Here is an 11,753-nt window from a genome sequence, read left to right as displayed (position 1 = left end):
CGCTCATGCTTACTCATCTCACGAACGTGGAACAAACGAGAATTTTAATGGATTACTTAGAGAGTTTGTGCCTAAAGGGATATCGCTACAGGAACTAACTCAAGAAGAATTAGATACCTATACACAAGCTATCAATGACAGACTGAGAAGAATACACAACTATCAGTCTGCAAAAAAACTGTTTGAGCTAGCTCAAACAGTATAAAAATTATTGACTTAGTCAGATGAATACTTTGTTGCACTTGACTTGACAATTGGGGAAAATTTTTTAATTCTTTTTAACTATTTTTTTGTCAATCGTTTATGTTATAATGGCAGTATGAAACCATTATTATTTATTCTAATTGCCTACCTTCTTGGCTCTATTCAAACAGGTCTATGGATTGGACAATTTATCTATCATAAAAACATTCGACTTCTTGGTAGTGGTAATACTGGAACCACTAATACCTTTAGAATCCTTGGGGCTAAAGCAGGTATTATTACTTTAATAGTTGATTTGCTAAAAGGAACATTTGCAACTCTTCTTCCGATTTGGTTTGGAGTAACTGGAATATCTCCTTTATTGATTGGTTTTTTTGCCATTATTGGCCACACTTTTCCAATCTATGCAAAATTTAAAGGGGGTAAGGCTGTTGCTACCAGTGCAGGAGTCTTATTAGCCTACTCTTTACCTTTTTTCATTTATCTTTTAGTTATTTTTATGATTTGTTTATACTTATCAAGTATGATTTCATTTTCAAGTATTACTGTTGCCCTTATAGCTTGTTTGAGTGTTATCATTTTACCTGCATTTCAGTTATTACTACCAAAGTATGATATATTACTTATTTTGATAATTTTTGTTATGGCAACTATCGTTTTGTTTAGACATAAAGACAATATAAAACGAATTAAAAATAAAACAGAAAATACTCTTTCCATTGGTCTTAATTTAACCAAACAAAAAAAACCAACCAAATGAGGTTGGTCTAAATCCTAAGATTATCTTAGGATTTTTTATGTTATCAAATTTCCTTTGATTGATAAACAATTTTCCCATTTGCAATGGTGTACTTGATGTCACCGATTAAGTCTTGACCTACAAAAGGAGAATTGGCAGATTTTGAAGCAAAAATAGGTTCAATGGTTTTAATGAATTTATCATCAAAAATAACAATATCAGCTGGACCATTTTCGGCTAGGTAACCTGCATCAAAATTGTATAAGGCAGCTGGATTTATAGTCATTTTTTCCAGTAAAGTCATCAAGGAAAGATATCCCGGCTTAACAAGATGAGTCAAACCTAAAGACAATGATGTTTCAAGACCAATCATTCCTGATGGTGCTTTTGTGATATCATCAACATTTTTTTCATCATAATGATGTGGAGCATGATCGGTAGCAATCACTGAGATAGTATTATTTTGTAATCCTTCAATCACAGCTAAGCGATCTGATTCTAAACGTAGAGGCGGATTCATTTTGGCTGAACTACCTTTTTCTAACAATAATACTTCAGTAGCTGAAAAATGTTGTGGAGACGCTTCAGCTGTTACTTTTGCTCCAAGTGATTGGGCAAAGGCTACAACTTTAACACTTTCTGCTTTTGACAAATGTTGGATATGAAGGTGAGCTTTTGTATCATAAGCAATCATGACATCTCGAGCAACCATACTATATTCAGCCACACCAGTAGCCCCACAAAAACCAAAATGATTTCTTGCAACATTTTCATTAAAGCCTAAAACACCATTTAAAGCAGGATCTTCTTCATGAAGACAAATAAACGTGTTATGTTCTTTTGCTCTAAGTAGAGCTTCTTTAACTACCCCAGCATCGGTAAGAGGAATGCCATCATCAGAAAAACCAACAGCTCCTGCTTCTAACAACTCTTTAAAAGGCGTTAACTGTTTACCATCAAAATTTTTAGTGATGGTGGCTACTGATTTTATAGTAATCGCTTCTTTTTGCGCAGATGTCAATACTTCTTTTAATGTGGTCACATCAGAAATGGTGGGTGTAGTATTTGCCATCATAACAACAGTAGTAAAACCTCCTGCTGCTGCAGCTAAGGCTCCTGTATGGATATCTTCTTTATGCGTTTGACCAGGTTCACGAAAATGGACATGAATATCAATTAAACCAGGTGCAACAATGAAGCCCTTAGCATCAATTATTTTTGCATCAGCCGAAACAATATTTTTTGCTATTTTAATAATTTTTCCTTCATCGACTAAAACATCGCAAATAGTATCAAATTGTGTCTTGGGATCAATCACCCGACCACCTTTGATTAATAACATGTTAATACCTCCTTTAGTTTAACCAATCTATTATTGGTAAGTGTTGAGCTTTTAAAAAAGTATTGGTCTTTGAAAACGGACGACTGCCAAAAAAACCACGATAAGCTGATAAGGGGCTTGGATGAGCACTTTCAATAATTAAGTGCATGGGATTAGTAATAAGAAATTTCTTTTTACGAGCAAAACCACCCCACAAAAGAAAGACAACTGGTCTATTCTTTTGATTAACTAGTTTAATAATAGCATCAGTGAAGGGTTCCCAAATGCTGTTGGCGTGTGCGTTGGGCTCATGTTCAGGAACTGTCAAAGAGGCATTTAATAAGAGAACCCCTTGTTTGGCCCAACTGGTTAAGTCATGATTTCGACGTTCTCCCACATCTTCTTTTAATTCTTTTAAAATATTTTGTAAAGATGGTGGAGCAATAATCTCTTTTGGTACTGAAAAAGAAAGACCTTGGGCTTGATTAGGACCATGATAAGGGTCTTGTCCTAAAATAACCACTTTGACATCTTCTAAACTGGTTTCTTGGATAGCTTTAAAAACTTTTTCCCGTGGTGGATAAATAGTTTTTTTTACATAAACATCATCTAAAAATCGATTAATTTTATGATAATAGCCCTCTGGTAATTCTTTTTTAATAAGATCATGCCAATCAGAATGTTCCATTATTCTCTCCTTGGTTTAAATAACCTGTAACCCTTTAGTGTCAACATCAAGTATGACGGTCTCACCGTTTAACTCCAACTCATCAATAGCTTGTTTCATTTCTTCAGCGTTTTTGTCATCAAGAATTGTCATGATTGTTGGACCTGCACCAGAAAGATAGGTAGTGTAAGCACCATATTGTTTAGCAACTTCTTTTATCTTTTGAAATTCAGGAACAAGTTTTTGACGATATGGTTCATGGAAAAGGTCAGACGACATAGCCTTTCCTGCAGCAACTAAATCTCCCTTCATAAGAGAAGAAACAACAACATTTGCAATTGCGCTAGCTGCTACTGCTTGAGAGTAATGAAGTGTTTCAGGAAGACTACTTCGGCTATCACTTGTCTTTAATTCATAATTAGGAATAAAAGCCAGTAAACGACAAGCTGGAAAAGATGAAACAGTATAGCCATAAAAATAGTCATTGGCACTAGCAATTACTAAATTACCAAAAATTGCTGGAGCAACATTATCTGGATGTCCTTCAAAAAGACTAGCTAATCTCATTTTTTCATCTAAAGAAAGCGACATAGCTCCCAATTGATTGGCCAATTCAATACCAGCAACAATAACCGAACTTGAAGAACCCAGACCTCTTGCTAATGGGATATCACTAGTCATTTTCAGACGATGAGGTTTTAGATTTTTATTAACTTTTAAAGCAATTTGAATGAGTAAATTAGTCTCATCAGTTGGAATGTCAATCAAATCATGCATAACTTCCCAACTTTTAGATGCTTCAATAATACTTATTTCAAGATACTTGGTAACTGCTAGTCCAATGGAATCAAAACCAGGTCCTAAATTGGCACTGGTTGCAGGAACAATAATTTTCATATTAATCTCCTAAAATTCTAAAGGCATTACATAGTTGAAATTTTGGTGACTTCAAAAATATTTGTTTTACTTTTTCTAATTGATTTTTTGTTATCACTTCAGTTTTAATTAATGCCAACTCTTCTTGTTGAGCAGACTTTTCAAAACTTAATTCATCAAGTTTGATATGACATGTTTTAAAGAGATTAGATAACATTTCTTTATTGCCATCTAAAAGTATTACAGAAAAATAATAAGCCGATTGTATATCCTCAGCATTAGCAATTTTTTCTGGTCTCATATAGTTATTAAATAGTTTTGCCTTGTTTTTTGTCCCTATCTCATTACTAAGAGCCATTAAATCTGCCACAACTGAAGTCGCTGTTGGTTTTTGTCCAGCACCAGGTCCATAGTACATCGACTCACCAATACCAATAGAGTTGAGATAGACCGCATTCATTACATTATTAACCATGGCTAGAGGATGTTTTTTTGGTAATAATGATGGAGACACTTCAACAGCTAGACCACTTTTTGTTTCTTCGATTGAACCTATCAATTTAATCACATAACCATGAGTTTGGGCATAGGTCACATCCTGTGGTGTGATGCTTGTAATCCCTTGATGTGTGACATCTTGATAATCAATGGCCATTCCAAAAGCAAATTGTGAGAGAATAACAAGTTTATAAGCGGCATCAATACCTTCAACATCATTAGTAGGATCGCTTTCAGCATAGCCTAATTCCTGAGCAGTTTGAAGAGCTTTGTTATAAGTCCATCCTTCTTCAACCATTTTGGTAAGCATAAAATTAGACGTGCCATTTAGCACACCAAATAATTTGGTTGCTTTGTCAGCTATTAAGGATGTAGAAAGCGTTCTTAGTATTGGAATACCACCTGCAACAGCTGCCTCATAATAAAAGGAAACATTATTTTTAGAAGCAATAGCTAATAATTCATTGCCATGTAGGGCAATTAAATCTTTATTCGCTGAAACTACATGTTTTTTATTTTCTAGCGCTTTTGTTATAAAAGTTCTAGCTGGTTCAATTCGGCCTATTAATTCAACAACAACAGTAATATCATCATCAAATAAAATCTCATTGATATCAGTGACAAAATTATAATCCAATCCCTGATCTTTAAGTTGTTTTTTTTCAGACTCATCTCTTACTAAAATTTTTGAAATAGTAATCGGTTTTTGTACAAGTTGATTTATTTTTTCTCTATTTTTTTCAAGAATAATTGGGACACCACTGGCAACAGTCCCAAAACCAAGTAAAGCTATCTTTAAAGTCATATTTTTCTCCTTAAAATGATTTGTCTTATTATATCAAAAAAATCATTATAATTCATTGTTAATCTTGCTTATTTTTATGATATAATCGTGTTATTGATGTTTAAGGAGAATAAAATGCAATCAAGACGTACTAGAAAAAAAAATAAAAGGAAAAATCTGTTTTTACCCTTGATAATACTATTGATGATAATAAGTCTTCTAGCTGGTTTCTTTTTTTTATTTCAACAGAACCAAAAAGATGAAAAAATCTTTAAAAAACAAGACAAAACCCTATTAATTTCTAAAGAAAAAATTTCTGAAAATAAAGAAAAAACTACTCCTCAACCAAATTCTGAAAAGGTTAGTAAAGATCCAACATGGAAAAAACAAGAAATACCTGTTACTTTTCCAATTTTGATGTATCATGCTGTTCACGTTATGGATCCATCTGAAGTGGCTAATGCTAATTTAATTGTTGATCCTGGGGTTTTTGAAAGTCATATTAAGCGATTGGTCGATGAAGGTTACTATTTTTTAACTCCTGAGGAAGCTTATCGTGCTCTAAACAATAACGAATTACCTAATGATAAAGTTATCTGGCTTACATTTGACGATAGCATGATTGATTTTTACAATGTTGCTTATCCCATTTTAAAAAAATATAATGCAAAAGCAACTAATAATGTAATTACTGGTTTCACAGAAGAACATCGTGTTTCCAATTTAACAGTTGAGCAAATGCTTGAAATGAAAAAAGATGGTATGTCTTTTGAGGGGCACACAGTTACTCATCCTGATTTAGAAATCAGTGATCAAACTACCCAATCCTATCAAATGACAGAAAGTAAAAAATTTCTTGATGAAAAACTCCATCAAGAAACAACGACTATTGCCTACCCTGCTGGTCGCTATAGTGATTTAACCATAGAATTAGCAAAAGAATCTTATCGACTTGGGTTAACCACAAATGAGGGTTTGGCAAGTGCTAATAATGGTCTTTTAACACTTAATCGTGTTAGGATTTTGCCATCGACAACAGCTGATATTTTAATAGCATCTATTAACCCATAAGAAATTTAATAAAAGGCACACCAAAAGTTAGATACAAAAGCTAACTGTTGGTGTGTTTTTTATATGATTACGTTTTAAGATAAAACAGATTTATATCAGCTAAAACATATAGTTTACTTCTAGCCTATATTTAATCTAACATTTGAAATCAATAAAGCTAATTTAAGATAGCAGATGTATTTAGTTAATAGACTTGACTTAAACATATTTATAAGTATTACACTTTTTCAATCCAGCTCAGAACCTTACAAAAGCAATGATATTGAAAATGAGATAAAAGAGTCTTTCTTTGAAACTTGAAGATGTTATTGATTCTTTATCTATTTTGCTTTTCTCAAAGATTTAAAGACAGTGATTTCTTTAACTATATAGTGTTCAATAATAATAAAGGAATCAAAGCTAAAAGGACTCAGCCCCTATGATACAAAGCAAAGTCCTTTGGTTAAATTTAATGTCCAAGTTTAGTTGTTAATTCAGAGTATAGATTCTTTTTTATAATATTATTTAACTTCTGTCCCTGCATTCGCACCTGAGTGTAGGTTGAAAATACGCTCAATATGAATCACGCCTACTGCCTTAGGCTCACCCATACGACCCTTTGCCCATTCTTTTGCAGATTCGAATAATTCACCAGAGTCTTGAATTTCAGCCTTACCAACAAAACGATAACCCATAAGTCTTTCACGATCAACAAAAGCAATTGCAATTTTTCCGTTATTTTTAATATTTTCTAGGGTTTGCCCACCAGTATTTTCATTATAAATTAAAATATTATCATCATATAAACGCATCGAACGCTTAGGACCAATATCAGGATTTCCTTCAGCATCTACTGTTGCAACAATCGCCAGTTGTGTACTAATAATTTCTTTCATCTCTTTTGTTACTTTCATTTTCATCTCCTTTTCATGATTTAAACTATTAAATTAAATAACCTGTTACATTATTTATCAGATTTTAGCAAAATTCTACAACTTTCACTTCCTTTCATTCATTATAAAAATGCTTATTGGCAAAAATAAAAGTAAATTCTCTATCCATCTTTAAATGAAAAGAACTTTCTATCTTTATTTTATGTCAGATAATTATATTATCTGTTTTGTAAAGTAATTTCTTACTTTCTTATCCTGATTTCAACTCACTTGTTAAATAATAAGTTCAATTTCTTTAAAAGTATATTATCAAAAAAAGTAAGATTTTTCAAGATATTTAACCATAAATTGAAATATAAATTATAAAAATTAATAAATAATAAAAACAGCAGATAAATAAACTACTGTTAAAAATTATTGTTTTAAATAAAATAATTGAAACTTTAATTTTATAGTATTAACAAGTTATAAATCTCAATTATTTTAAAAATCTTCTAAAGAATTATAACTCTCTTCATCAACTTCTGCTAATTTAACCAACCAATTGTCTTCACTTTTTTCAGAATTTAACAATTCTGGACTTGTAATTGCAGCAACATTTCGATTAATTATTTTTCCTGCAAGTGGTGAAGAGATTGCCATAACAGTTTTTGAGGCTTCTAAATTTAAAATAATATCATCAATTTCTAAACTATCATCTTCAGTAAAATCTATGAAACCTATTGTCCCAATTTCTTCTTGTAATTTCGGTGACATTCTAATAGTGTAAAGATTATTTTCTTTTTCAATAAAAAGATTATTTGCGATTTTTTTCATTGTCAACTCCTTCATGTGTTATGTTTTATATATCTCTTCCTAAAAATACATTATTATTAGATTTAAAGTTAATTTAATTTTTATTATTTTTCACCAATTTATCATAATTATGATGAAATTGTTCTCTATGTTTTTCATTTGGTTCCCAATCTTTAATTGAAAAACCAATTTGTCTTAAAGTCAATTTCAATCTCAAAATAACTTCATCAACTGTAAGAGAAACATTAAATAAGTCAGAAAGATTAGCCATAGTTGAGGGTTCAACATTTGGGTATGCTATTTTGCTTGTTTGCCCTGCCAATCCTTTTTGATAGAAATCAGCAATCATTTGCCCTCTTTTTATTTGATTACCTGAAACACTAAGATATATTGAAACAACAATGCCTTTTTTAATACGTCTTTGAGCAATGCCAGCAAATTTTTTACCATCAATGCTTAAATCATAATTCCCCGGACAATAGGACTGTTCAATTTCAAAATAATCAATTCTTTTATGAAGGTCAGAAAACGCCATTTTAATAAAATCAATCATGAGCAAATACCCATTAGTAATAGAAATAGACTCTCTAAAGGTATCAGGTATGATAAAAGAGAAGTTCAATACCCCCTCATCAGCAACAACAGCTAGTCCACCAATATTTCTTACTACTGGCTTATAGCCATAACCTTTTATTACTTTTTTAGCATCTTCTAAATTTGGAAGTAATTTATCTAACATGCCTAAAATAACAGTTTTTTCCATTGGCCAAATATGAAACAACAAAGCATTTGGTTCTTGATTAATAAGTTCTAAAAACGTTTCTGTCCAAGCAAAGGGAGCAGCAGCATGCTGATTATAAACAATAGTTTCTTCAAAAATATTAATGGGCAAACTTGTCAAATCTCTTATTTCAATCACAATATCGCCCTTCTTTCAATGATAATTATACACTACTATTGTAGACCAATTTATGGTATTTGTCTATTCAATATTCAGTAAAATAATTTTCCAACTACCGTTGACATCTTATGATAAACTCTAATTTTAAATTTATAAAATATGTTTCGCTAATATACCTAACATTAAAGAGTTCTTATTTTACTATTATGTCTTTTGACACAATTTTAAATTATTAATATAGAAAATGAATATTTCTCTATTGTTCATTTAATAGCATCAATAAAACGTTGGGCAATTTCTTGAGGACGTGTAATAGCACCACCAATAACAATTCCAGCGGGATTAAGTTTTTTCACTGCAATTAAATCTTCAACACTGTGGATTCTTCCTTCAGCTATCACATCTATGCCTTCTTGGGATAATTTTTTAATTAAAGTCAAATCTGGGCCTTCCGTTTTATCGCTGTAACTAGTATAGCCTGATAAAGTTGTCCCAACAAAATCTACCCCGGCTTTATAGGCTTCTACCCCTTCTTCAAAAATACTAATGTCACCCATTAATAACTGATTGGGATATTTTTCTTTAATTTTCTTAATAAATTCAGATATTGTTTGACCATCATGGCGCTTGCGTTTTGTGGCATCAAGTGCAATAACGTCTACATCTAATTCAACTAATGCATCAATTTCAGTCATAGTTGCTGTAATATAAGGTTCTTCTGGGGGATAATCTTTTTTAATAATGCCTATTATAGGCAGTTCGATCACTTCTTTAATTTCTTTGATATCACGAATAGAATTAGCCCTAATAGCTAATGCTCCTGCTTGTTTGGCAGCAAGTGCCATTCTTGGCATTATACCACCTTCTTCAACATAGAGGGGTTCTTCTGGCAATGCTTGACAAGAAACAATAATACCGTCCTTAATGATTTCTTTAAATTGTTCTTTCGATATGTTTTTCTTCATTTCTCATACCTTCTCTTTATTGAAATTCTATTAACAATTATAACACATAATAATTTACTATTTTATCTTCCAAATAATTTATAATAATTTTTATAGCAATATTAAAATTCCAATATTCGCAACTTAATGTGATAACAGTTTTTCTTTTACCTATTTTCCTTAAGAAATCAAAACGAGAACATTTATTAAAATGTTCTCGTTCACATAAAAAATTGATTGTCAAAGAAAAAACAGATCGACTCTTTGCCTACCAAAATATTTAATAAAAACAAAAATCCTGCCAAGATTTTTTTGGCAGGATTTTCGGTAGGAAACCAAACAAATTTATCAGTTTCTTCAAATCGCTTAAAGCTATAAAGACTGGTAAATAAGGCTTCCGCAATCAAATTGCGATACTCTATTATTTAAGAGTAACTGAAGCACCAGCTTCTTCAAGTTTAGCTTTCATTTCTTCAGCTTCTGCTGCTGGAACACCTTCTTTGATGATTCCAGGTGCACCGTCTACAAGACCTTTAGCTTCTTTAAGACCAAGACCAGTGATTTCACGAACAGCCTTAATTACGCCAACTTTCTTGTCTCCAGCTGCAGTCAATTCAACGTCAAATGAATCTTTAGCAGCTTCTTCAGAATCACCACCAGCTGCTGCTACAGCTACAGGAGCTGCTGCAGTTACACCAAATTCTTCTTCGATAGCTTTCACAAGATCGTTAAGTTCTAAGATTGAAGCTTCTTTAATTTCAGCAATAATGTTTTCAATGTTTAATGCCATTGTATTTTCCTCCAAATTATGTTTTTAATAAATAGTAATGGTAGCATTTAGGCTACAGTTAAGTTGCTTAGGCAGCATCTTCTTTGTTTTCTGCAACTGCTTTGACAGCATAAGCAACATTTCGAACTGGTGCTTGAAGAACAGAAAGAAGCATTGAAAGAAGACCTTCTCTGTTTGGCAATTTCGCAAGTGCAATAATATCTTCTTTAGAAGATACTTCACCTTCAATTGCACCACCTTTGATTTCAAGTGCTTTAGCAGTTTGTGAAAAATCATTGATGATTTTAGCAGGAGCAATTACATCTTCATTTGAAAATGCAATAGCAGTTGGTCCAACAAAGACATCTTCAAGATTGTTAAGACCAGCTTTTTCTGCAGCACGACGTAAAATAGCATTTTTAACTACTTTAAATTCGATGTCATTTTCACGTAAGTTACGACGAAGAACAGTATCTTGTTCAACAGTAAGACCACGTGAATCAACAATAACAATACTTGCAGCTGCTTTCATTTTTTCAGCATAAATATCAACAAGTTCTGCTTTTTTAGCAATATTTGCTTGACTCATTAGTGTTTTACCTCCGTTATTATTTTTGGCTAGATACAAAAAAATCGCATCTAAACCCAGACACGAAAGTACAATACGTTTATTAACGTTTTGTGCCTCGGTAGGAATATTATGAGCATGCTCCCCTACTGTCTTAGGTCAGTTTATTTAAAACCTTCATTATTTTAACACTTTATATAATACTTGTCAATCCTTTCTTTAAAATAAATATTTTCGAACTTTAAATATTTGCCCTATGCACTTAACTTGACAAGTGGTAATTTAAAAACTTTATTGTAATTAATCTGATAATTTCAAAAATTTACATTAACCTTTATTTTATTTGAAAAACAAGGTTGAACACACTTATCATTATTTATTATTTCTAAATTATTTTGAACTATAAAAACTCTACAATCATAAAATTTATAATTTAGATTGTAGAGTTTTATTTTTAGATAATTTCTACTGAATTATTGCTAATTACAGTTGATTTTTACGTTTTTTTCTACCATAGCCGTATAAAGCTAATGATGATAAGGCTGCGATTGTTCCTAATACTGCTGAGTTTGTCCCATCACCAGTATTTGGTAAGCTCTTAGCTGTTGTTGAAGAAGTTTGGTCAACTTTATTCTCTGACATACCTTTATCCTTATTACCTGCTTTACTACTCATTGGCATTAACTTGCCCTCAAAAGCTGGTAACTCATGACTTGGTGCTGTACTTGGAACAGCTGTTTCAAT

13 protein-coding genes, 1 pseudogene and 1 other annotated feature are annotated in these 11,753 nt (G+C 31.9%); of the genes and pseudogenes, 3 read left to right on the top strand and 11 right to left on the bottom strand.

Annotated elements, in window-relative coordinates:
* Together A3I1_RS0103235 and plsY are read left to right on the top strand one after the other, a co-directional pair.
* Positions 1–205, top strand: a pseudogene (locus tag A3I1_RS0103235) (IS30 family transposase); the annotation flags it as partial.
* 114 nt (positions 206–319) lie between these two features.
* Positions 320–964, top strand: coding sequence for a glycerol-3-phosphate 1-O-acyltransferase PlsY (plsY, locus tag A3I1_RS0103230; protein WP_018369882.1), 645 nt, complete (start codon positions 320–322; stop codon positions 962–964).
* Between the two features lie 43 nt (positions 965–1,007).
* Here plsY and A3I1_RS0103225 read toward each other — a convergent pair whose 3' ends face one another.
* The 4 genes from A3I1_RS0103225 to A3I1_RS0103210 are packed head-to-tail and all read right to left on the bottom strand — an operon-like array spanning position 1,008 to position 5,110.
* Positions 1,008–2,285, bottom strand: a complete 1,278-nt coding sequence (locus A3I1_RS0103225; RefSeq protein WP_018369881.1) for a dihydroorotase — start codon at positions 2,283–2,285, stop codon at positions 1,008–1,010.
* Between the two features lie 13 nt (positions 2,286–2,298).
* Positions 2,299–2,952 (bottom strand): uracil-DNA glycosylase, encoded by a 654-nt coding sequence (locus A3I1_RS0103220; protein ID WP_018369880.1) that lies wholly within the window; start codon positions 2,950–2,952, stop codon positions 2,299–2,301.
* 15 nt (positions 2,953–2,967) lie between these two features.
* Positions 2,968–3,828, bottom strand: coding sequence for a homoserine kinase (thrB, locus tag A3I1_RS0103215; RefSeq protein WP_018369879.1), 861 nt, complete (start codon positions 3,826–3,828; stop codon positions 2,968–2,970).
* A gap of 1 nt (position 3,829) precedes the next feature.
* Positions 3,830–5,110 carry a homoserine dehydrogenase gene (locus tag A3I1_RS0103210; RefSeq protein WP_018369878.1) on the bottom strand — a complete coding sequence of 427 codons (1,281 nt, stop codon included), beginning with the start codon at positions 5,108–5,110 and terminating at the stop codon, positions 3,830–3,832.
* 114 nt (positions 5,111–5,224) lie between these two features.
* Between A3I1_RS0103210 and A3I1_RS0103205 the strand changes: the two genes are divergently transcribed.
* Positions 5,225–6,160: a polysaccharide deacetylase family protein gene (locus A3I1_RS0103205; RefSeq protein WP_018369877.1), complete on the top strand. Its 936-nt coding sequence runs from the start codon at positions 5,225–5,227 to the stop codon at positions 6,158–6,160.
* 500 nt (positions 6,161–6,660) lie between these two features.
* On the opposite strand, the gene A3I1_RS0103200 is transcribed toward A3I1_RS0103205, so the two are convergent.
* The 7 genes from A3I1_RS0103200 to A3I1_RS07830 all read right to left on the bottom strand — a co-directional run.
* Positions 6,661–7,053, bottom strand: coding sequence for a pyridoxamine 5'-phosphate oxidase family protein (locus A3I1_RS0103200; protein WP_018369876.1), 393 nt, complete (start codon positions 7,051–7,053; stop codon positions 6,661–6,663).
* A gap of 462 nt (positions 7,054–7,515) precedes the next feature.
* Positions 7,516–7,848, bottom strand: coding sequence for a glycine cleavage system H family protein (locus tag A3I1_RS0103195; RefSeq protein ID WP_018369875.1), 333 nt, complete (start codon positions 7,846–7,848; stop codon positions 7,516–7,518).
* Between the two features lie 73 nt (positions 7,849–7,921).
* Positions 7,922–8,746, bottom strand: a complete 825-nt coding sequence (locus A3I1_RS0103190) for a lipoate--protein ligase family protein (protein WP_018369874.1) — start codon at positions 8,744–8,746, stop codon at positions 7,922–7,924.
* A gap of 245 nt (positions 8,747–8,991) precedes the next feature.
* On the bottom strand, positions 8,992–9,693 hold the full coding sequence (locus A3I1_RS0103185; protein WP_018369873.1) for an N-acetylmannosamine-6-phosphate 2-epimerase: 702 nt from the start codon (positions 9,691–9,693) through the stop codon (positions 8,992–8,994).
* A 400-nt stretch (positions 9,694–10,093) separates the two neighbouring features.
* A complete protein-coding gene (gene rplL / locus A3I1_RS0103175; protein ID WP_018369871.1) occupies positions 10,094–10,462 on the bottom strand; it encodes a 50S ribosomal protein L7/L12 in 369 nt (122 codons plus the stop codon).
* A gap of 67 nt (positions 10,463–10,529) precedes the next feature.
* Entirely contained in the window at positions 10,530–11,030 is a 501-nt protein-coding gene (gene rplJ, locus A3I1_RS0103170; RefSeq protein ID WP_018369870.1) for a 50S ribosomal protein L10, read from the bottom strand.
* A gap of 29 nt (positions 11,031–11,059) precedes the next feature.
* Positions 11,060–11,186 (bottom strand) — a sequence feature (ribosomal protein L10 leader region).
* Positions 11,187–11,492: 306 nt separating this feature from the next.
* Positions 11,493–11,753: LPXTG cell wall anchor domain-containing protein (locus A3I1_RS07830; protein WP_033376301.1), on the bottom strand; the 261-nt coding region annotated here is incomplete at its 5' end.

This window comes from Streptococcus marimammalium DSM 18627 (assembly GCF_000380045.1).
GTDB lineage: Bacteria > Bacillota > Bacilli > Lactobacillales > Streptococcaceae > Streptococcus > Streptococcus marimammalium.
This window is presented reverse-complemented; position numbering and strand designations above follow the sequence as displayed.